This window comes from Maridesulfovibrio salinus (assembly GCF_055394525.1).
The window spans coordinates 1,406,148-1,428,733 of sequence record NZ_AP042461.1 but is presented as its reverse complement, the minus strand read 5'-3'; the positions used below and the strand labels follow the sequence as shown (position 1 = coordinate 1,428,733).

The 22,586-nt window shown below is 47.3% G+C and carries 20 protein-coding genes; 10 read left to right on the top strand and 10 right to left on the bottom strand.

Features of this window, described 5'->3' with window-relative positions:
• Positions 1-23: 23 nt before the first annotated feature.
• A complete protein-coding gene (locus ACZ5PW_RS06325; protein WP_464559030.1) occupies positions 24-494 on the bottom strand; it encodes a hypothetical protein in 471 nt (156 codons plus the stop codon).
• A 78-nt stretch (positions 495-572) separates the two neighbouring features.
• Here ACZ5PW_RS06325 and ACZ5PW_RS06320 point away from each other — a divergent pair, with 78 nt between their 5' ends.
• Both ACZ5PW_RS06320 and ACZ5PW_RS06315 read left to right on the top strand, forming a co-directional pair.
• Positions 573-1,148, top strand: coding sequence for a hypothetical protein (locus tag ACZ5PW_RS06320; RefSeq protein WP_464559028.1), 576 nt, complete (start codon positions 573-575; stop codon positions 1,146-1,148).
• Between the two features lie 282 nt (positions 1,149-1,430).
• The gene (locus tag ACZ5PW_RS06315) at positions 1,431-1,769 is read left to right on the top strand and encodes a hypothetical protein (RefSeq protein WP_464559026.1); all 339 of its coding nucleotides are present in this window, start codon (positions 1,431-1,433) and stop codon (positions 1,767-1,769) included.
• Positions 1,770-1,841: 72 nt separating this feature from the next.
• Here ACZ5PW_RS06315 and ACZ5PW_RS06310 read toward each other — a convergent pair whose 3' ends face one another.
• The 3 genes from ACZ5PW_RS06310 to ACZ5PW_RS06300 all read right to left on the bottom strand — a co-directional run bounded on the left by ACZ5PW_RS06310 (position 1,842) and on the right by ACZ5PW_RS06300 (position 4,050).
• Entirely contained in the window at positions 1,842-2,555 is a 714-nt protein-coding gene (locus tag ACZ5PW_RS06310; RefSeq protein ID WP_464559024.1) for a peptide arginase family protein, read from the bottom strand.
• A 238-nt stretch (positions 2,556-2,793) separates the two neighbouring features.
• Entirely contained in the window at positions 2,794-2,961 is a 168-nt protein-coding gene (locus ACZ5PW_RS06305; protein WP_464559022.1) for a hypothetical protein, read from the bottom strand.
• A gap of 432 nt (positions 2,962-3,393) precedes the next feature.
• A complete protein-coding gene (locus tag ACZ5PW_RS06300) occupies positions 3,394-4,050 on the bottom strand; it encodes a LexA family transcriptional regulator (RefSeq protein WP_464559020.1) in 657 nt (218 codons plus the stop codon).
• Between the two features lie 160 nt (positions 4,051-4,210).
• Here ACZ5PW_RS06300 and ACZ5PW_RS06295 point away from each other — a divergent pair, with 160 nt between their 5' ends.
• A complete protein-coding gene (locus ACZ5PW_RS06295) occupies positions 4,211-4,510 on the top strand; it encodes a hypothetical protein (RefSeq protein WP_464559018.1) in 300 nt (99 codons plus the stop codon).
• Here the strand turns inward: ACZ5PW_RS06295 and rnr are convergent.
• The 4 genes from rnr to ACZ5PW_RS06275 all read right to left on the bottom strand — a co-directional run bounded on the left by rnr (position 4,507) and on the right by ACZ5PW_RS06275 (position 10,521).
• Positions 4,507-6,747: a ribonuclease R gene (rnr, locus tag ACZ5PW_RS06290; protein WP_464559016.1), complete on the bottom strand. Its 2,241-nt coding sequence runs from the start codon at positions 6,745-6,747 to the stop codon at positions 4,507-4,509. The two genes, ACZ5PW_RS06295 and rnr, sit on opposite strands and share 4 nt — an antisense overlap.
• Before the next feature lie 176 nt (positions 6,748-6,923).
• Positions 6,924-8,012 carry a tetraacyldisaccharide 4'-kinase gene (gene lpxK / locus ACZ5PW_RS06285; RefSeq protein WP_464559014.1) on the bottom strand — a complete coding sequence of 363 codons (1,089 nt, stop codon included), beginning with the start codon at positions 8,010-8,012 and terminating at the stop codon, positions 6,924-6,926.
• A gap of 178 nt (positions 8,013-8,190) precedes the next feature.
• On the bottom strand, positions 8,191-8,922 hold the full coding sequence (locus ACZ5PW_RS06280; protein ID WP_464559012.1) for a Bax inhibitor-1/YccA family protein: 732 nt from the start codon (positions 8,920-8,922) through the stop codon (positions 8,191-8,193).
• Positions 8,923-9,072: 150 nt separating this feature from the next.
• Entirely contained in the window at positions 9,073-10,521 is a 1,449-nt protein-coding gene (locus ACZ5PW_RS06275) for an oligopeptide:H+ symporter (protein WP_464559010.1), read from the bottom strand.
• Between the two features lie 202 nt (positions 10,522-10,723).
• Between ACZ5PW_RS06275 and ACZ5PW_RS06270 the strand changes: the two genes are divergently transcribed.
• Positions 10,724-11,863, top strand: coding sequence for a DUF6765 family protein (locus ACZ5PW_RS06270; RefSeq protein ID WP_464559008.1), 1,140 nt, complete (start codon positions 10,724-10,726; stop codon positions 11,861-11,863).
• Positions 11,864-12,092: 229 nt separating this feature from the next.
• Here the strand turns inward: ACZ5PW_RS06270 and ACZ5PW_RS06265 are convergent, their stop codons facing one another.
• Entirely contained in the window at positions 12,093-13,040 is a 948-nt protein-coding gene (locus ACZ5PW_RS06265; protein WP_464559006.1) for a calcium/sodium antiporter, read from the bottom strand.
• A gap of 343 nt (positions 13,041-13,383) precedes the next feature.
• The gene (locus ACZ5PW_RS06260; RefSeq protein WP_464559004.1) at positions 13,384-14,445 is read right to left on the bottom strand and encodes a tRNA(5-methylaminomethyl-2-thiouridylate) methyltransferase; all 1,062 of its coding nucleotides are present in this window, start codon (positions 14,443-14,445) and stop codon (positions 13,384-13,386) included.
• A gap of 401 nt (positions 14,446-14,846) precedes the next feature.
• On the opposite strand from ACZ5PW_RS06260, the gene recA reads away from it, so the two are divergent.
• The 6 genes from recA (at position 14,847) to ACZ5PW_RS06230 (ending at position 22,583) form a co-directional block, all read left to right on the top strand.
• On the top strand, positions 14,847-15,902 hold the full coding sequence (gene recA / locus ACZ5PW_RS06255) for a recombinase RecA (RefSeq protein ID WP_464559002.1): 1,056 nt from the start codon (positions 14,847-14,849) through the stop codon (positions 15,900-15,902).
• Positions 15,903-16,150: 248 nt separating this feature from the next.
• Positions 16,151-18,793: an alanine--tRNA ligase gene (alaS, locus tag ACZ5PW_RS06250; protein ID WP_464559000.1), complete on the top strand. Its 2,643-nt coding sequence runs from the start codon at positions 16,151-16,153 to the stop codon at positions 18,791-18,793.
• Positions 18,794-18,882: 89 nt separating this feature from the next.
• A complete protein-coding gene (gene rplM, locus ACZ5PW_RS06245) occupies positions 18,883-19,311 on the top strand; it encodes a 50S ribosomal protein L13 (protein ID WP_464558998.1) in 429 nt (142 codons plus the stop codon).
• Between the two features lie 19 nt (positions 19,312-19,330).
• On the top strand, positions 19,331-19,723 hold the full coding sequence (gene rpsI / locus ACZ5PW_RS06240) for a 30S ribosomal protein S9 (RefSeq protein ID WP_464558996.1): 393 nt from the start codon (positions 19,331-19,333) through the stop codon (positions 19,721-19,723).
• A 158-nt stretch (positions 19,724-19,881) separates the two neighbouring features.
• Positions 19,882-21,135 carry an EAL and HDOD domain-containing protein gene (locus ACZ5PW_RS06235; protein ID WP_464558994.1) on the top strand — a complete coding sequence of 418 codons (1,254 nt, stop codon included), beginning with the start codon at positions 19,882-19,884 and terminating at the stop codon, positions 21,133-21,135.
• 77 nt (positions 21,136-21,212) lie between these two features.
• Positions 21,213-22,583, top strand: coding sequence for a sensor histidine kinase (locus ACZ5PW_RS06230; RefSeq protein ID WP_464558992.1), 1,371 nt, complete (start codon positions 21,213-21,215; stop codon positions 22,581-22,583).
• Positions 22,584-22,586: the final 3 nt, after the last annotated feature.

The following is a 22,586-nucleotide window of genomic DNA, read 5'->3' as shown; positions in this document are numbered from 1 at the left end:
AAAACGGGCCTGACAACGAAAAATCAGGGACACTTTAGGCGCATAACTTCGGTCTGGGTATTCTTGGCCCGCTTCAGTCTGCCACCACATGTGTATTCAACATAAAGATACTTCCCTCGTCCCGGATAGGGATCTCCACAAATGTTGCTTCCAACAATTATTCTGCAAAGCCCTTTCCCGTTGCAGCGCTTGACAAGCTCAGGCGCCGCATCACAAAAATATTGTTTATATCCAAGCTCATTTCCAAGTTCAAAACTCACGTTTCCGTATTTTGCACTTCGAATACGTATAGAATCCTCGGGGAAAACCTTCTCTTCAGGGGAAGGTTCAGAATCCTTATACTCTATGGATTCAATTTCTTCCTTTGAAACAGGAACTTCCAGAACCTGGCCGTTTTTCAATTTGATCTGCATTTCAGCATAAGCCGGAGCAGCTGATATGACCAATGAAACAATCACCAAAAGCGGAATCAATTTCGCGTTAGTAAAAATCATGTTACTCTCCTGAAAAAATAGTAGCTTAAGCATAATGCAAATACTCATTTATATCCAGTGAAAGGGAGTTCTGAATCCATGTACAAAATTTTATTGGCTGCCTTTAGTATCCTGCTGTTATCCAATTCATTGCTAGCACAGGATGAACAATATCTGCTGGATCTGAAACGGCCCAGATACAGAACCACAGAACAGCCCACAGTTACTACCGATCCTGCTCCCGACAGCAGATCTTCCTCCCATACAAAAAAAATAACTCAAAACAGCAGACTGTGCGGAGAATTCAAAGGCAAAGTGACAGTACATTACAAAGGACGTATGGTCAGCGCTGAAGCCGCTTTGACAGTAGCGGTTAATGAGCCTGAAGAAAAAAGTCATTATGATTACTACATCATTCCGGTAAACGGGACTTTTGCAGAACAAAGCTGGAAACTGGATGATTCGCTGGTACAACGCACAGTCACGGTTTCCGGCAACACTCTCTACGTTACAGATATAATTGAATATGACGAAGGCGGGGGAAATTCACAAATAAGGACGCTGGTTTTCTCTGCTGACTACTCGGCTCTCACATTCCTTAAAACTGAATTCGACGATGCCCCAAGAAACCCGGCTACAGGTCAGATAATCGGAAGATTTGAAAAGATGGAATAAAGGGTCCCTAAAAAGGTTTCCCCCCGGCCCTGATCAGGGAGAGGCCGGGGGGACAGCTGGGAAGAGGCTGGTACATTTTTCATCGCGAGATGAAGAAGTGTTGTTAGATATAAACTATCCCACTCCAGCCGAACGATCATTACGGTGGAGTGACAATTAGTTGATGATAATGTGTTTTTGAAAGCTGATTCCAAACTCACACCGATATCCTTGAAAATGTATTTATTTTGCCCCATACTCTCATCAAGAATAAAAAGTAATCAAAACGGAGAACAAATCTATATGTACATTCTTAAAAAAGGTCAGGAGAATAAATTTCAGGACTTGATTCCCCTTGGAGATACTGACTGGCCCGAGGAAGTTAAAAAAGAAATATGCGAATTTTTTGAGAATGCCGGAGTCGATGATCCCATGACCCAGAAGCTGGTCGAACCCGGACTGCAGGGATTCAGATTCAAGGACAAAAAAGGCGAAGTGGATTGGGATGACGTGATAGCCTATTTCAAATACGAAGCGCTGAGCGTGCTGATTATGCATGACGATAAATTCAAGGAGAAAGCTGAAAAGCTCTACACTGAATTTTTTGCCAACCACAAATTCAAAGTATGGAACCGGGATTAGTAACTAGTTTTTTAAACATAATCTCCGGAGAATATTCAATTTTCTCCGGAGATTGTTAAAATTGAAAACCGATTACTCGTCCGGCAGGGAGAAATTAACCCCGAGTCCTTCAAGAAAAACACTCAAAGCCGCCTCAGTCCCGTCCCATCCCGCAGCGCACTCAGGGCTCAGACTTATAGTCAGAGTTTCAATTACTCCTCTCTCTAATGCTTTTGCCAGAGAATCCCCCCACCCCAAAATGAATTCATCAGTAAAGAGACGTCCCATATTTCCGCATGCCATGCGGCTGAAAAAATAATCAAGATCCAGATTAAAAATCCATTTACCCGTCAATCCATCAATAGCGGCAGGAAATTCCCACGGCTCATAGGAAGAGTAGCTTATGGAAGCCGGAGCCGCACCTTTACCGTGGGTGGCAAAAGACCAGTCCTTTATACGCTGGCGGTATTTTTCAATAAAAAGTCCCAGATAATTATCCCAGCGGAAAAGAGGAGTTACCGCAAAGAAATCATTATCATAACCACAAGCCAGATACTCCTGTATATCCATGCATTCAAACTGCTCGTGAGGAAAATGAGAATAATCCTGCTGGGATAAAAGAGCATCAAAATGCCGGTCCACATGAAAAAGGCTGAGCTCTTTGTTAGTCTTTAAAGCATCAATCCAGCACCAGAGCGCTGCCCTGTGATTGTCCATTATGAAAATATTATCCTGTTGCCACAGAAAATTAAGTTTGATCGCAGTGGAATGATTCCGTCCCTGAAAATCGATCAGCCATTCTCCCATCACATACCTCCGGAGACTCTTGTGGAGTTAATCTCTTTTTGGGCAGACAGTTAGCAATCTATCGGTATCAGGTCCAGCACCATGAAAGGAAACCGCCCGGACGGGCGGCTTACCTTCAGGTGGGTGATGAGAGATAGTTGAGTGTGAATAGATGAGATGATACTGTTTTCAACCCGGCTACAGGGGAACGAGCCGGGAGAAATTCTAGAAATATATAAAGAGAAAGGAGGCTGCCAACCTAGTTCAGATTGTTTATATCAAGCGGAGATCCACACTCCGGACAGACCCTGATGGTCTTGCCGAAAGTTGACCCCATCACCCAGAAACGGGTAAACCAGTCCGAGGACTTTTTGCTGTGATACTGCACCATGACCCGGTTGCCGCACTTGCAAAATCTTTCCTGCATGATTGCCTCCTGTTCACTCTGCTTTATCTGAAGTAAAACGGGCTTCACCTTCCCGCTGCTTTCCTGCCATGTGACGAGTATAATTCACCACAACAAAACCACTTCGTCAAGCAAAAATAAACACAATACGCAAAAAAAGTTAACCTAACATTGCCACACATCTTAAATTACACACAAAAAAAGGTTCTCCCTTTTCAAGGAGAACCTTTACCCGAAAGTATACTCTTACAAAGCCATACAGAGCTTAAAACCAATTAATCGCATAAAAAGCACAGACTTAATATTTCTGGATATAAATGAAGTTCATACTATTATACAAATACCACTTTCCTGTAAGTGCTATGGACTTCATGAATAGATTACTGTGAAGTTAAAAAACGCCAAGCTTAATATCAGTAAACAAAACCGGACGATTTAAGTCACAATGTTGCGCTAATGATACTCACGCGATACCCAGACAACCTGTCCCAGTACCCTTACATTATCCAATTCATCTCCACCGAGATGTATAGGAGAGTAGTCTTTATTGTCACTATGCAGCACCATCTGCCCCGGACGTTTTTCAACCCTTTTAACCATTACGGTATCCTCCACTCCAACAGCATAAATACCACCGGCGAGGATATTTTGACGAGATTGGTCCAGCAGGACAACATCGCCTTCTTTTAATTCCGGTTCCATACTGTTCCCGTAGACTTCCATGAGAACCATATCACCGGGATTACCCTTGCTCTGAATCCAGTCCTTACGAAAAGCGTAATACCCCTCAACCTGCCCACCGGTCTCGAAAGACCCGCCACCGGCGGAAAGACGGGCCGCAACTTTGGGAATTCTGGAAAAATCTCCGGCAAATTCTTCGGCACTGACCTCGGGACGTGGTGAGCCAATTCCCGATTCAAGCCATGTAGAGTCCAGATTATAGCGCACCGACAACTCCAGAATCCAACGCGGCGGAACTGCACCTTTTTTCTTTACCAGAGAAACGGCAGCCCTGCCGACCCCGAGTTCTCTGGCCAATTGGGCCTGGGTTGAAATATCAGTCTCTTCCTTGAGCCGCCCAAAAAAAGATTCGAAATCCTTACTCTGCATCACGTCCTCTACTTAACAAAAATTTAACAACATAGTTCACTTACACTTAACTAAATCCATTTGATATCGCAACCATTTTGTAATCAGAGAGTGCTTTTAAAATGGCTATGTTTGTAGTAACGTATATCAATAGTTAAGAGATTTCACGCTGGAGCTTTCAATGAGTAATGATATTGCGGTTAAAAATCTGGCAGCCGAGTACGCAGAGTACTTTGACTTCGATTTCGGAGATGCGGGTGTTCAACTGACACTACTTGACGATGCCCCAGCTGAACTCAAGCAGATGATACAGGAGCTTTGCGGCAGAATCAGCCCAGAAACATTGGTTCAGGTTTATGAAGCCCTGAACTCAATAGCTGAAGCTGAAGACATCTATCAATGTGAAATAGATGAAAAAGTCTGCGCTCTCACCCTGTTCTGCAAAATAGCCAGGTTCATTGAAAAAGTAGCAGTCAGCTAAACAAACTTTTTATAATCCTCGCCACCTTCAACAAGAGAAAGGTCAGCATCCAGTAATTCCAGACTTACTGATTCAAGCCTCACGGTTATCCTCTGACCAAGACGGAAAGCCTTTCCGGTTCGCTCCCCTACAATCAACTGCCTGTCAGACCAGAAAGTGTAATAGTCGTCATCAAGCCTTGAAAGACGAAGCATTCCTTCAGCCATGACTTCCTGAAACTCTACCCAGATTCCAAAATCCGCCATTGAGGAAATAACACCGGTAAAATCCTCTCCGACCTTATCCTTCAGGAAAATAATTGTCAGGCGTTTGAGTATTTCGCGCTCGGCTTCCATGGCGACACGTTCTTTGCCACTGATGGAGCTGCCGATCCTGCCCAGCTGTTTCTGTCCCGGAATAGCCTGATGCTGATCACCCAGAGCAACCTTAAGCATACGGTGAACCACAAGGTCGGCGTAGCGCCTGATCGGCGAAGTGAAATGGCAGTAACATTTTGATGCAAGTCCGAAGTGCCCCTCATTTTCAGGTTCATACTTCGCCTGCTTCATCGAGCGGATCATCATCCTGCTGACCAGAAACTCCTGATCAGTGCCTTCTGATTCATTCAGAACTTCCTGCAGGGATTGAGGCGTCACTGTTTCTGGGATCTGTTTACTCACTCCCATTTTCCGCAGTACCTTGAAAAGTGCAGTAAGCTTATCCGGGTCCGGTCCGGGATGGACTCTGTAGAGGCACCCCATATTTTTCTCGGTAAGAAATTCTGCTACAGCCTCGTTGGCGGCAATCATGAACTCTTCAATAATCTGGTGAGCAAAATTGCGGCATCGGGGCCTGATATCTACAGTCTTTCCCTGCAGGTTGAACATTATTTCCGGTTCGGGAAGATCAAATTCAAGGCTTCCACGCCCTTTGCGGCGTTTATTTATTTTCAGGGCCAGTTCCTCCGCCAGCTTGAGCATCGGAACCAGATCACCCAGCTTCTCCCGCTCTTCATCCTCGTTAAGAAGAATCCCTTTATGGACCTGTTCATAGGTAAGTCGGGCATGGCTTTTGATTACCGCAGCGGAAAAGGAAGACTTCTGAGGCTCCCCGGCAGAATCGAATTCTATTGTCGCGGTCATTGCCAGACGCGGGACATCAGGATTAAGGCTGCAAAGGCCGTTACTGAGTTCCTCGGGAAACATAGGCTCCACGGACTTGGGAAAATAATACGAATTACCCCGTTGCAAAGCCTCCCGGTCAAGCGGGGATTCCATGGCAACATAATGACTGACATCCGCAATGGCCACCCTCAACCGATAGCCGTCACCATTTCGCTCAACATGGACAGCATCATCAAAATCCTTGGCAGTCTCGCCGTCGATAGTAACAAACGGAATTTCCCGCATGTCCTCGCGATCCGCGAAATCTTCCTCATCTGGCACATCAGGCAGGGCCTCGGCCTGTGCAACCACTTTGGCGGGAAAAGCAGTGGGGATTCCGTGATTGGCCTTTACAACAGCTTCCTGAACCAGAGCATCATCTTCCACTCCAAGGTATTTGAGGATACGTCCTTCCCAAAGATTCGGATTTATCTGCTCTCCGGGAGCCACCAGCAGGATATCTCCGCGCTCAATACGGGTGAAATCAAACTCTGTATCAATGGATTCTGCCGGATAAACTTCCTTTCCATTGTCATCCAGCACCGGATCAGCTTCAACTCCCATGTTAGGCTCAACCACAATTCCAAGATCAAGACGCGGGTCTGTAGGGTGGCAAAGCAGAGCACTGCCACCCATGGGTCTGACAACCCTTACCGGAAAGACCTGCCTGCCGCGTTCAAGCACGCTCACGACCCGGCCTTCCTGTCTTTTATTGCCACGGCTTTCACTGGTTATGGCAACAGTGACCCGGTCGCCATGCCATGCGTCCCGAAGGTTTTTGTGAAAAATGAAGATATCCTTGAGGTTTTTGTCATCAGGCAGCAAAAAGGCAGCTCCGGAGCGCTGAACCTGAAGCTTACCGGTTACCATGTTCATCTTGGAAAGCAGTCCGTATGAACTTCCTATTTTAATAATTTTTCCTTCACGAACCAGACCGCGCAGCAGATCTTTGACAAACTTGCGGTGACGCTTGGTCAGCCCAAGACGTTTTGCAACTTCAGCGGAAGAAAGAGGTTTCTTGCTGGCTTTAAAAATATTCATTGCCTCGTAAGGCTTTATCATACCGGGATTCTTACTGTGTTTCTTTTTTCCCACTTTTTAATTCCTGTTCGAATGTGATTTAAGTCGTTTTATGTATTATGACATCTGAGGCCGCATCAGGCGGTCTAATCAGCCCTCGCACTTTCTTTCAAAAGACTTATAAGATTTTTTATATCCCGAAATATAAGGCTCTGGCGATGTCGATCTTATCTATTCACTATTGTTACAACTCATCCCAAGTTATTTAAAAATGCCTGTTTCAACAATTCTTCATTCCACCACTTGTCAAACGGCAGGGCTTCCCTATCATCAAAAAATATTGCTTCGGTAAATTCCACTTCCAGATCAATAACATAAAAATCTTCACAACCAAGCCCGTTCAGCTTTACAGCATCTTTCGGGGTACAGATAATTCTTTCGGCCCCCAATACAACCGCCCTGCTGCGAATTTTATCAATATCATGCCCGGTGTAAGCATGATGATCCTTGAAAATCATAAAGTCTTCGGGCTCACGCCCCATATATTCCGTTGCATCGGCTAAAAGCATATCCGGCTTTCCGATTCCAGAAAAAAGAAGATATCCACCTCTTCCGAACCCCTTTCTGTCGCTCCCACCGAGCAACCTCAATCCCTTTGCTTCAAGAGAAAACTGAAATACCGGCCTGCCGAAAGCAACCAGCTTCTCTTTTATCAGTCCGCTCATGGATCTGAAAGCGTTTGGAGTGCTCTTCACAAAAAAGACATCGGCACGATTCAAAGCATCAACGCCCTCACGCCATGAACCACGGGGAATAACCTTATTCCAGCCCTCGGTAAAATCATCAGGAGTGAGCAGGACAAAATCCAGATCCCTCTGCACCGCCATATGCTGAAATCCGTCATCCAGCAAAACAAGATCCGGGCTAAAACGCTTCTGGGCCCATGCCCCCGAACGCTTTCTTACCGGGTCAACAACCACTTTCGCGGCCGGATTCCCTCTTGCAAGCATAAGCGGCTCGTCCCCAGCCTCAGCAACAGGGCTTTGCGGGCCTACCAGATATGGCAGTTCAGATGGCTTGGCACCATATCCGCGGGTCAAAAGCACCACGGAAAGTCCACACTTTTCAGCCCAGTGGAGCAGCCAGTCCGCCAAAGGAGTCTTACCGCTTCCCCCCGAACCGATATTCCCAACGGAAATGCATGGACATCCGGGCCGAAACTGTTCATAGCCCCCACGGACATATTTTCCTGCCCGGCAGGACATTACTTTTGCATAGCCCCGGGACAAAGGAGTCAGAACCGGGCTTAAAATTTTCTGCAATTCGGACAAAGAAGCCATCTGCATACTCTCGTTTAAGAAACAACTTTACTGCTTAACTATCTCAACTGCCTGCCGCCGTATCCCACTATAAAAAACGATAAATAAAGTGGAAATTACCAAGGGGATGAACAACAAAAAAGCACGTGCAAACCCTAAATGGTTTGCACGTGCCTGTAAATCAGCAATCTTACTGTGACTACTCGCGGTTACCCATCAGACGCAGCAGGAAGATGAACATGTTGATGAAGTCAAGATACAGTGTCAGTGCACCGAGAATAGTACCGCGTCTTACTGCGGTCGCATCATCAGCTGGGATGTACTCTCCCATATCCTTGAGCTTCTGGGAATCATAAGCAGTCAATCCCGCAAAAATGAACACGCCCAGAATGGAAATGGCGAAGGTCAGTGCGGAACTCTGCATAAAAAAGTTGACGACCATGGCAATAATAATACCGAACAGGCCCATCGTCATGAACGCGCCCATACCGGTCAGATCACGGCGTGTAGTCAGCCCGTAGAGGGACATGGCTCCGAACATTCCAGCGGTAACAAGAAAAGTCTGGAAAATGGACGCTGCAGTGTATGCGATCAGGATGGTGGACAGAGTCAATCCGTTCAGCGCACTGTAACCCATGAAGAGCCCGGTTGCAGCACTGGATGACAGTTTGTTGATACGCATGCTCAGGTAGAATACCAGACCGATTTCACCTATGAGAGCACCCCAGAAAAGCATGGTGGGCGCAATTGTTCCGGTCTCGGGATTAGGAGCCAGAACAAGGTTCAGAATAGCAGGAGTGGAGAGGGTTACCCAGGCCACTGCCGCAGTTGCGAGCAATCCAGCACTCATCCAACTGTAAATACCACGCATAAAAGCGTTAAGGACTTCCGGTCTCGCGCTTACGGATCCGGCTGCACCTAGTCTACTCATAATTCATTACCTCCGAGATTTTTTTCAGCTACAATCAACGGGCGCATCGCCCTGCATAATTTTAAATATACTTTCCCAGTATAGATAGACATCTTCCTTGAAGGTGGCAAGGGATTTAGGTCGATTTCGTGCGGGGTATTGTACCCCGCATTACTCCCTGATGTGCTTTTTAAGCACCGGTACAAAAGCGGTCATGACCAATCCTATGGCTCCGGTAGCCACACCGATTTTGAGGAAAAGGTCATCATAAATGTCCAGAGACTGAAGCGCGGTTATACCGTGCTGTGGCACACTCGCCATTGTTGCTATCTCACCGCCCAACACCATCGCCACGGACTGAAACATGAACCAAGCCCCCATCATGAATCCCATGGACCGCTCAGGGGTCAAACGGGCAACCATAGCCAGCCCGAGACCACTGACCAGAAGCTCACCTAGACTCTGAAATCCATAGCTCAGGACCAGCCAGTTGCCGGAAATATATCCATTTGAATCAGCCTGATATCTGGCAACAAGACCCAAAACCATGAATGCAGCGCAGCACATCAGCATGCCGAGAGCGAACTTTCCCGGCAGCGAAAAATCTTTACCCCTTGCATCAAGTTTTGCATAAATCATAGCAAGAAAAGGACTCAATGCCATCACCCAAAATGGATTCAGGGCCTGAAAAGATGCAGGCTCGACCGGAATACCGAAAATAGCGGGGTGAACATTTCTCGTTGCAAACAAATTGAGAGAAGTCGGCATCTGCTGATAAAGGGCAAAGAACACAATAGCTTCGGCCATCAGGACAAGACAGATTATAAGGTTTGCCCGCTCGCGATCTTCGGCCCGGACAATCTCCCGGACGTAGAGCACAGCAACAACCACAAGTGCGCCATAGAGAATTTCATGGGCAAGGGTCAGATGGGTCAGCAGTATTGCTGAAACTGTAGCAACCAGAGCAGTTCCGAGTAGAGTCAGCAGCAATTTGGTTATTGAAAGAGGTTTAAAATCTGCTTCAGATCCGACCGGTTCCAGAGTTGATCGGAAAACGATATAATTGACGATTGCGATCAGCATTCCGAAAAAACAGGCGGAAAAACCCGCATTCCAGCCATAATGTTCCTGAATGACCGGACACAGGGACATGGCCGCAAAGGAACCTATATTTATCGCCATGTAATAGAGTGTAAACGCTCCATCCATCCGGGAGTCGCCTTTTTCGTAAAGCTTGGAGACAAGGGCGGAAGGATTGGCTTTGAAAAGGCCATTACCCGCAATGATAATCCCGAGCGCCGGGTACAGAAACCTTTCACAGTCAAAACCTAACAACGCATACCCGGTGGCAAGAACAAACGCTCCCAGCAGCATGGTCCTGCGGTTGCCCAGAACTTTGTCCCCCACGTATCCTCCCGCGCATATAAAGGCATACACAAGCGCGGCAAACGCACTGAAAGTCTGGTCTGCAAGCTCATCGCTGAATCCCAGTTTCTTGACCATAAACAGTACCAGAAGGGCCTGCATTCCGTAATATCCGAACCGCTCCCACATCTCCACCGAAAACAGAAGATAGAACGGTTTTGGATGGCTGAAAGCTCTACTTGAACTCTGTGACATTACTTCTCCTTTTCTGCCTATTTGACACCCACACCCTCTTATACGATAGATAAGACAAAATATCGAGAAATTATAATAAGCTATGACGCACTGAGCTGGTATGATTTCTCCTTCACCGGAAGTATTCTTTTTATCACTTCTTTACTTGACTTCTGAAACGCACCCGCCAATTATTTACCCACTAAGCACAGGAGGAAAAATCATGCAGAAAGATATGCACTATTACGGGACATACGCCATGGCCCGCGCCGCAGGGATCAGAAAGGAAGTTGCACAGAATATAGCTACAGCCGCTCAATTTGTAGATGACAATGCAGCCAAAAGATCAGTTGAGTTCAAAGACGGAGGAGCTCTGCACTCCCGACCGACAGCACACCACGCGGTTCACATCAGAAATCTAGACCGGGAAGACCAGCGTTTTGTATGGGTTCCTTTTCACTTCCTGCCCGGATGTACAGGGGATGACACAGCCACTCCCGCGGACAAAATCAAGTTCACGGAAAGACTGGTCTGTAGGCGGGACAGCAGCACTGCCGAAGAGATGGTCAATAATCACCTTTCCCGGCATGAAGATAACTTTTCTGATGAATTAATCGGGATTGCCGCCCATGTTCTTGCTGATACATACTCCCATTATGGTTTCAGCGGAGCCAGTTCACGCTATAATAAAATCGTGAACGATAGCTTTGATCTTGAAGCAAAAATAGCGCTTCCTTCACAGACAAAAGACTATCTGAAAAAAAGGGAAAGGGAGTTCATAAGAAAATATGCTGATGAATCAGGATGGATTGAAAACATAAAATCATGGTTTGCGGAAACTCTGTCCGGCGCGCTGGGGCACGGTTCAGCATGCACTTATCCAGACCGTCCATATCTGACATGGCAATTCATATATGAAGATCCTGAGCGCAAAAGTGAAATAAGAGATAATCCGGCAACTTTTCTTGCTGCCTGCGAAAAACTACATCAAATGTTCAAAAGATACGCTGATTCAAGAACTGAGATCAGCAATGGAGATTTTATAGAATTCGATGAAATCAGAGATAAAGTGGAAGCGATACTTCGCTTCGGTTCCAATTCCGGTGATCCTGTTCCGACCCAAAAAGCACGGTCTCTGCAATGGGTAAACGCTGTTGAATCGGGCAGTCTTCTCAGTCGCAAAGAAAGCTTCCCCGCTTACAAGGGGATCGACTGGCTCAAGGAGAAATCATTAATGCATGGTGATGAGTCCTCACTTCCTGCGAAAGACACCTCTATCTACCAGTTTTTTCAGGCAGCATCCTACCACCGGCATTATGTTCTCCGGAAACTGCTTCCTGAAAAAGGTCTCATAGTCGCTTAAACAAGGGACTACCCTGAACAACCGGAGCATAAGCGGCTTTACAAAAGCAAAGCTCAAGTCCCCTTTTCATGGTTATTCCGGTCTCAGGACAAGTTACGACACAATTCTGACCACATCACATACATATAAATTAAAAGAGGCCTCCAGCATAATATGCGGGAGGCCCCAATTGAGACCGCTGTATTTCACAAGGCAAGTAAGATCAAACGTTTACAAACAAGACTGTTTTCTATCCGGTAAAATCAAACCACCAACGCCCCAGACTCAGGCAGATCAAAACCGCTCCTTCCCAGCGGGAAACCTTCCACCCGGTCCGGATAAAAAGCAGAACCAGCGCGACCATACCGACAAGGACAGTCAATCCGGGCATTGCTTCAGGAGTGACCTCCAGAGGGCGCAGCAGACAGGTAAGTCCGAGGACACCGGCAAAGTTGAAGAAATCACTTCCGATCAGGTTACCCAGAAGCATCTCGTTACGCCCTTTAAGGGATGCGGCAAGACATGTGACAAGCTCAGGCAGCGATGTTCCCGCAGCAACGATAGTCATGCCGATAACCCAATTAGAGACACCGAAATGACGGGCAATCTCGGATGCTGAATCAACCATGAATTCGCCACCCAGAGCAATACCGGCAAAACCGGCAAGCAACTGCAGCCATGTTTTGACTGTAACTTCGGTATCCTCGTGCTCTTCAACCTCCGGCATGATTCCGGCCATGACGTTGGCAGCGCGCTTGCTGTGGATAAGCAGATATCCAATATACCCGCCTAGGATTGCGAGCAGCATTATACCGGCACTTCTGTCCAACATGTTGAAGTGAGCCAACCCCAGAATAAGGGCCGTGGTCAACAGCAGCAGCGGAGTATCGCGCAAGGCCAGTGAACGGTTGGTAGGCAGGGGTTTAATCAGGGCCATAAGGCCGAGTATGAAACCGAGATTGAATATGTTGGAGCCCACGACATTTGAAAGAGAGATATCCGAAAGTCCTTTGAACGCCGCAGTGGCTGTAACCAGAAATTCCGGCGCGGAAGTACCGAATGCGACAATAGTCAACCCGATCACCAGATCGGAGACTTTGTATTTTTTAGCAACCTTGGATGCAGATTCAACAATCCAGTCCGCACCGAACCAAAGCAGAAAAATACTCAACACAAAAAAAACGATATTAGTTAACATGTCACCTCTTCCAATTTAACCCCGGAGTCAATGAATCCGGGAGAAAATGCGCAAAACGCTTTTTTGTCCAATTAGTAACCGTAAAACAGATTGAAAACAGTCCAATCCGCTGAATCCTTTTATATAGTGTTACAGTTATCAGATTCAGCATACCAGCTCTATTCTGATTCCGAAAAGACCTGACACACTGTCTGAAAATATCACTAGTCAAAGCTCTAAAAAAGCCCCTGCGCTCAAGAAATTTCACGCAGAGGCATTATTCTACATAGAATCAAAGGCTTCACCGCAATTATACTCTGAAGCTTTTTAGAAAATTGTCAGGCCATTAAAGAATATACGACTACTACGAATCCGCTGAACCTTTATTTTCCGCCCGCTTAATTTTCCATTCCTTTAGACCGTCAAGAGTGGGACGGACAAAACCGGCTTCACGCTCAGGCATGACCTTCACAATCATCTCGCCTTCAGGTCCGATCACGGAAACATGAACCTCTTCTCCCGACTTCACTGCCTTGGGAGAGAAAGAGGCGGTCATGGCTGCGGCTTCAAGTATTTCGTCCTTACCCCAGCCCTCACCACAAAAGCCACGTCCTATACTCAAAGGTCCGGGAAATCCCCGCACTTCAAACATATAGTCCTCGGCTTCAAATAAATCCTCGATCCGGTCGTTGTCATTGCGGTTTCTTCCAACCACCAGCATTTTATTGCCGTACCAGAACTGACGTCCGGTCGTAGCCAGATAAAAGGAATTAACATCAGCATGCTTCAACCTGCGTAGCAAAGGGTAAAATCGTGCGGCATTCTCCTGCTCAGTGAGTTTGCAACCACCAGCCGGAGTAGGGATTTCACTGAATCCGTATTCTTTGGCCATCTGCAGCTGTATCTTTCTACCTCGTCCAAAAATATTAGGCAGTTTTTCGCGGTCAACCAGTCCGGATTCCTCCATTGGAGTGACAGGCTGGGAATGCGCGCACAGCGGGCGCAGCAAAACATCCGCGGAATCAGAGCTGTTTTTGATGGCGTTCAACGCGGGAGGACGCTGGGACATGGGCCTCTGGCCGGTAATTTCACCGGATATGATGAACTTGGCACCATACTTATCCAGAAAGGTCTTGGCGTGACTGATCATCATAATTTTACAGTCCACGCAGGGATTGACCAGTTTGCCCATACCGTGCTCGGGAACATCAAGCATCATCTGGATGTATTTTTCACTGATGTCCACAGTCTCAATTTCAACACCGTAAATTTCTTCCCAATGTGATATCTTCTCAGGATTGCCGAAAAAGGGCGTGACAAAATGGAGCCCCAGGACCTTGAGTCCCTGATCCTGAATTACTTTACATGCCAATATACTATCAAGGCCCCCTGAAAAAAGGGCCAAAGCGTCATACTTCTTGTTCATGGGGCGGCTGTACCTTCATTTTCCATAAACCGCAACAAAATCCGGACGGCTTTCCCGCTTTAAAAATACACTGAAAACATATTTACACAAAATACAACTGACACTTTCAGGATATTTCAGGATTTTCACAGTGGACAGTTCTGAAAATGACACCATAAACTTCTGAATATACATAAGATAAGCATCAAACAGCATACCTTCTTTTGGAGAAAGTATAGGATTGCCTTATTTATAGGTGTTTGATATTGGGAACAGTTGCCTGCAGGCTTTAAAAACAAAATATCCAGTGATGTCTGCAGGCCCGAGGACGTTCACCGTATTCCCGCCGCAAGGCTCCTGCTCATGTGACAATAAACAGGAAATACAGAAACGATGAACCGTCCAACATAAATGGAGATAAAATGAGCAGAAAATCCGCAAATCCAGAAGAGCTCCGCAAAGCGGCCCTTAGTACTGCGCTGACCACCATTGAACGCAAATTCGGTAAAGGCTCCATCATGCGCCTTGATTCCGATGCAGCACAGCAAATTCCCGTAATTCCTACCGGTTCCATCAGCCTTGACATGGCTCTGGGTATCGGCGGAATCCCCAAAGGCCGCATCACGGAAGTCTACGGCCCGGAATCTTCAGGTAAAACAACACTGGCCCTGCACGTGATCGCTGAATGCCAGAAGCAGGGCGGAACCGCCGCCTTTGTTGACGCCGAGCATGCACTGGATGTGAAATATGCCAAAAGGCTGGGTGTAAACACCGATGAACTTCTCATCTCCCAGCCGGACTACGGTGAACAGGCTCTTGAAATCACCGATCTGCTTGTTCGTTCCGGTGCCGTTGATATTGTAATTATCGACTCCGTTGCAGCACTTATCCCGCAGGCGGAACTTGAAGGAAACATGGGTGAAACCCAGGTGGGCGGGCAGGCTAGACTCATGTCCCATGCCCTTAGGAAACTCACTGGAACCATCCATAAATCCAATGCGGTTGTGATCTTCATCAACCAGATTCGTATGAAGATAGGCATGACTGGGTATGGAAGTCCTGAAACAACTTCAGGCGGTAATGCACTGAAATTCTACTCCTCAGTCCGTCTGGACATCCGTAGAATCCAGACCTTAAAAGACAAGGACGAAGTTTTCGGCTCCAGAACAAGAGTCAAGATAATCAAGAATAAGGTAGCTCCGCCTTTCCGGGAAGCTCTGGTTGACATCCTTTATGGAACAGGCATGTCCCGCGAAGGAGAACTGCTTGATCTCGGCGTAGAGCACGGTATTGTAGACAAATCCGGCGCCTGGTATGCCTTCGGAGCTGAACGCCTTGGGCAGGGCAAAGAAAACGTACGCCAGTTTCTGATTGAAACCCCGGAACTGCGTCAACAGATTGAAGACAAGCTTCTGGTACACCTCGGAGTCAAGGAAGAGACTGAGGAGAAGGTTGACGTTGAGGCCGAGTCAGAGTAAAGCCTTTTGGCCCAGATTTAAGAATTAAAGGGTCTGTCCCAACGGACGGACCCTATATATATTTGCCTTTGGCGACCCTGCCGGGAGCCTTAAACTCTTTTGGGAAAAGGGTTTAAGGAACCCCAAAACTATTATCAGGGATTCGCCGCCTTGAACGGTAGAACTACACAGATGAAGATTTTTTAGTCCCTATTGCACAGTCTGATGTTGTACTACTTATTATATTTAATCGACAATGGAGACAGCTAATGAAGGCCAGTGAGATCAGAGAAAGATTCCTCAAGTATTTCGAAGGTAAAGGGCACACCATTGTGGAGAGCTCTTCCCTGATTCCTAAAGACGACCCAACCCTGCTTTTCACCAACGCGGGAATGGTTCAGTTTAAAAAGACCTTCCTTGGTCAGGAAAAAAGGGACTATGTTCGCGCAACAACTTCCCAGAAGTGCCTTCGCGTAGGCGGAAAGCACAACGACCTTGAAAACGTGGGTCGTACCGCACGCCACCATACCTTCTTTGAAATGCTCGGAAACTTCTCATTCGGCGACTACTTCAAAGAAGACGCCATCAAATTCTGCTGGGAATTCCTCACTGAAGAACTGAAGCTGCCCAAAGAGAAACTTTACGTTACTATTTACACAGATGATGATGAAGCGGATGAACTCTGGCAGAAAGCTGTAAACTTCCCCGCTGAACGCATCTACCGCCTCGGCGAGAAAGACAACTTCTGGTCCATGGGTGACACAGGTCCCTGCGGCCCCTGCTCCGAAGTGCATATTGACCAGGGCGAAGACATGAGCTGCGGCCCGGACTGCGGCATCGGTAAATGCGACTGTGACCGCTATCTTGAGATCTGGAACCTCGTATTCATGCAGTACGATCAGGACGAAGAAGGCAACCGTGTTCCCCTCCCCCGCCCCTCAATCGACACCGGGATGGGACTTGAGAGGATTGCCGCGGTATGTCAGGGCGTGCAGTCCAACTTCGAAACAGATCTTTTCCAGCCCATGATCAACGCCGTGGCCGAAAAAGCCGGAGTCAAATACAAGGAAGATGGAGAAATCGATACTGCTCTGCAAGTTATTGCGGACCACTCCCGCTCCATCGCATTCCTGATCACCGATCAGATCCTGCCCTCCAACGAAGGTCGCGGCTACGTTCTGCGCCGTCTGATCCGCAGGGCATTCCGTTTTGGACGCCTGATAGGTCTTACCGATCCTTTCCTGCACGAAACTACACGCATGGTTGTAGAGCAGATGAGCAGCCAGTTCCCTGAACTGGGAGACAACAAGGACTTCATGGCGCGCATGGTCAAGGAAGAGGAAGAACGCTTCAGCCAGACCCTTGATAAGGGCCTGATAATCCTTGAAGACGAGATGGAAGAGCTGAAAAAAGCGGGAAAGAATATAATTTCCGGCGAAACAGCCTTCAAACTTTACGACACTTACGGTTTTCCCCTTGATATCATCAATGATGTTGCAGAGAAGCAGGATTTCACCGTTGATGAACCAGGCTTCAACGCCGCCATGAAGGAACAGAAAGACCGGGCCAAAGCCGCCTGGAAAGGTTCCGGAGAAAAGAACTCAGGCGCAATATTCCGTCAGGTTCTCGAAGCCGGACTGAAAAACAGCTTCACCGGCTACAGCGAGCTGACTACAGAGTCCAGAATCATCAATCTCCTTTCCGAAGAAGGAGAACACCTTGAACGTATGACTCAGGGCAGCGGCGGATGGATCATTACCGCAGCAACTCCTTTCTACGGCGAGTCCGGCGGACAGATGGGAGATATCGGAGCGGTAGGCACTATGACCGGTAATGCCGAAGTTCTGGAAACCGTAAAGGCTTCACCGGAACTCACTGCAAGTAAAATTTTCGTAAGCGAAGGCGAACTGCTCATTGAACAGGAAGCCAAACTTGAGGTCGACCCAGCATCCAGAACAGCAACAGAGCGGAACCACACCGTTACCCACCTGCTCCATGCTGCACTCAGAAAAGTTCTGGGAGACCACGTAAAGCAGTCAGGGTCACTGGTTGGTCCGGACAGACTGCGCTTTGACTTCACTCACATTGCAGCCATGACTACAGATGAGATAGCCGAGGTTGAAAATGAGGTGAACCGTGCTATACTGACAGACACTACAGTGGCAGCCGAAGAAATGAGCAACGATGAAGCTGCTGAGAAAGGCGCGACAGCTCTGTTCGGAGAAAAGTACGGAGACACAGTCAGAGTTGTTGAAATTGAAGGCGAATCCATGGAACTTTGCGGTGGAACCCACCTCAAGGCTACCGGTGAAGCCGGTACATTTGTAATTCTCTCCGAATCCGGTGTTGCAGCGGGAATCCGCCGCATAGAAGCCGCGACCGGTTGGAATTCACTTAAATTTCTGCAGGAGCAACGCGAAGAATTATCCAAATCTTCCGCTATGCTCAAAGCTGCACCCGGGCAGGTGGCCGATAGAATCGCGGCACTTCAGGCCCAGGTAAAGGAACTGACCCGGGCCAATGACAAGCTTCAGTCAAAATTGGCTTCCGGTGCAGGAGCGGATCTCATGAGTTCCGCGGAAGAGATTGGCGGGGTCAACGTACTTGCAGCCAAGCTCGAAGTTACCAATGTCAAAGCCCTACGTGATCAGGCCGATGCCCTCAAATCCAAAATGGATTCCGGTATCTTCTGTCTGGCCGCAAAGGTTGATGACGCAAAAGTTTCCCTGATCGTCGCCGTGACCAAGGACTTGCACGATAGATTCAAGGCCGGTGATCTGATCAAACCCGTTGCGGCAGAGGTGGGCGGAGGCGGTGGTGGCCGTCCCGACATGGCTCAAGCCGGAGGTACCAACCCCGGTGGAATCGAAAAAGCATTCGCAACACTCAAGAAGATTGTTGCAGAATCCTAGGTCTGGAAAAGGTGGAAATTAGACTTGACATTCTAAGGTCACGGCATGTATAAGTCCCCTTCCCAGATTTCACGTAAGGAGCATTTCTAATGAAAACATATATTCCCAAGGAAGAAGACATCGCACGTGAATGGTACGTGGTCGATGCAGAAAATATGGTACTTGGACGCCTGGCAACCCAGATCGCCAACAAACTCAGAGGTAAGGACAAAGCAATGTTCACTCCTCATGTTGACGCTGGCGATTTCGTCGTCGTGCTTAACGCAGACAAAATCAAGGTTACCGGCGACAAGCTGAACAAGAAAAACTACTACAAGCACACCAACCACCCCGGTGGTCTGAAGTCCAGAACCCTCAAGGTTATGCTGGAGAAAAAGCCTGAAGTAGTTATCGAAACTGCTGTTAAAGGCATGCTGCCCAAGAACCGCCTTGGCAGACAGATGATCAAGAAGCTTAAAGTTTACGCTGGCACTGATCATCCCCATACTGCACAGCAGCCCAAGACCATGGAATTTTAATTAAGGGTGGAGCAATATTATGAGCACTGATTTCAACTACGCTACCGGCAGAAGAAAAAATGCTGTTGCACGCACCCGCATCTATCAGGGTAGCGGCGCAATCACCGTTAACGGCAAGCCTTACGAAGATTACTTTCCCCGTAAGACTCTGCAGATGATTGTACAGCAGCCCCTCAAACTCACCAAAACCCTCGGCAAGTTCGACATCAAAGTCAACGCTGACGGCGGCGGTGTAGCAGGACAGGCACAGGCAGTGAGACACGGTATTTCCCGCGCTCTCATTGAACTTGATCCTGAGCTTCGTCCTATCCTCAAACGTGCTGGTCTCCTGACCCGTGACGCTCGTAAGAAAGAGCGTAAAAAATACGGTCAGCCCGGCGCACGTGCAAAGTTCCAGTACTCCAAGCGTTAAGCTTACTGCGAACCAGATCGCATTCCAAAACAGGCGGTTCCGCATTCAGCGGTACCGCCTGTTTCTTTTTTCTTTCAATTAACTGCTGGCAATTCAAATAAAAAAAATATATTCCTAGTCCAACACAGGCACATTTAAAAAAGACAAAAGAAACTCAAATGGCACCCCGAAAAGAACAGCTTTACGATAAATTTTTCTTTGCGCGCCAACCCATACTCATGCCCGACCATACAGTCTGGGGTTATGAGCTTCTTTTCCGTGACAGCAGCGAAGCAACATCCGCCAGGATATCAGACGGCTATAAAGCTACACTCAATGTAGCTGCCGACCTGTGTGCTGCACCGGGGAAAGATGTCCCTGACAATGTTAAAATTGTTGTAAATTTCTCGCATAAATCCATCATAGAAAAAGTTCCCTATTCCCTTCCTGCAAACAAAACAGTAGTCCAGATCCCTGAGACAACTCCGCCCACCCCGAATCTTGTAAGCGCTCTCAAAGAGCTTTCGGAAGACGGATACTTCATTGCCATCGATGATTTTGAAGGCCGTCCACAGGGAGAATTTCTCATTGCGTTTGCTGACGCAATTATTGTGGACATTCTTTCCGCCAGCGAACAGATGCTTGAAAAGGCATGCAAGCTCTGCAAGGAGTGGAACACTAAACTGATCGCCAAGCGGGTTGAAAACATGGGCCAATTCACAATGGCTCAGAAGATGGGATTTAATTTTTTTCAGGGATTTTATTTCAAACGCCCTGAAAACATCAAAGGACGTAAGCTGCGCTCCGGAGAAACAGTCAAACTTAAACTTCTCAAGCTTATTGAATCTCCTAATCCTGATTTTGACGCTCTGGCGGAAGCCCTGCAGCATGATGTATCCATAAGCTATAGGCTTCTGACCCTTCTCAATTCTCCGACCTTCGGGTTTCACCAGAAAATCAGTTCAATCAAACAGGCCATAGTGCTTGCCGGCTGGAAAATGCTGCGCAACTGGCTGAGGGTGATACTTCTTACCGACCTTACACCCAAAGATAAAAGCCTGGAACTACCGCAGATGGCAATACAACGGGCCAGATTTCTCCACATGGTCACTTCCAATTCAAAAAAGGGACTGGACCCCGAAGCCATGTTTCTGCTTGGTCTTTTTTCTCTTCTGGGAACCATGTTCGACATGCCGATAAATAAATTGACCAAATATCTTCCCCTTGAAGACGAAATATGTGCAGCTCTTTGCGGCGAGGATAACTTGTACAACCGCTATCTTGAACTGGTCGCATTTTTTGAAAATGGAGAGTGGGATAATCTGGAACTGGTAATTGAAGAACTTGAGCTTAATCCGGTTACAGTCTCAAAGTGCTATTATGATGCAACAAGATGGGCTAACGGTTTTTTCCAACTTCCCAGAACCGCATGATCCCTCGCATGTTGCCAACTAAATCTGTCGAAAGCCCCTAGGCCCCTGTATTATTCACCAGAAACAGATAGGTCGAAATGAAAATTCTGATAGCAGGAGAACACTCTTTAATCACTGAAAGCATCTCCGAACTCAAGGGTGCCGGACATGTGATTGACGGCACAGGATCCCCTCATGAAGCTCTATTTACCTACGCCAGCAAGCTGCCGGATATGCTCATATTTGCTCCGGGGCCGGATGTTCATCATATTTTCAGCAGCATACGTGAGGTAAATCCAGAAGCAGATGCTCTTTTTCTCATCGACACTAAAAATCCGGATTCATTTGAAGACATAATTGAATTTCAGAACATATCTTTCCTTCCAGTTTCGTCATCCAAAAAAAAATTTCTGAGGCTCATTGAAGAATTTAGAAAACAGGTTGATTCAAGAAAAAAAAATAAAGCTGATGCTCAATTGTATGACCTTATCCTGCAAAGCCTTCCTTTTCCGGCATTGCTTCTCCATCAGCAGAGCCAGAATATCATTTTCGCAAACAAAGCTGCCCGGGACCAGCTGGGTGAAGTAGACCTTTGCAGCGAAATTCCCTTTATCCCCGCACTTTCGGATGAAGTCAGCGCCAACCTTTTCTCGGACATCGAAGCCTACAGGATTCACTCCCTCAAAGCTGTTCCGGCTTATGACAGATACTGGGACCTTACCATAGAACAGGTAGCTCCCTCTGTTTTCATGCTATTGGCAATTGACGCAACCGCTCAGCGCCAGCAGATGCAGTTCAGAGAAGAAATGGAACGTATCACCAGGCATGATCTTCGCTCACCAACAGCCACGATTGTAGGCATGGCGAGGATGCTGGAAACCGATGCCGGTTTGAATGCCGAATATCAGCCCGTAGCCGAAAGCCTCCGCAAAACCAGTGAACGGATGATTCGCCAGATTGACACTTCATTGACCCTGATCAGACTCGAAACAGGATCTCTAAAGGCGGATTCCTATCCATTCAACCTCTACACTGCTATCAGCGCGGCCGTGGGAGATCTCAGCCAGTTAATTCAGGATAAGAATCTTGAAATAAAAACCATTCACGACGGTGAACCCATTCAGGAAGAGTGCTCCATCGTCTGCTTCGGCGAAGCAGCCCTGATTATTACCATGTTTTCAAATTTATTGAAAAATGCAGCTGAGGCTGCTCCTGAAAATTCTCCCATAACAATCAGAATCTGCGAAGAAGACCAAAATATCCTCACTGAAATCCATAACTTCGGTGAAATCCCCGAATCAATCCGCAATAATTTTTTCGACCGTTATGCAACATACGGCAAAAAGAATGGAACCGGACTTGGAACCTACAGCGCAAGACTGATAGCCAGAGCCTCCGGCGGAGATATTACATTTACAACTTCGGCAGAAAAAGGCACAACCCTCATCACAACAATCCCGAAGCCTTAATTA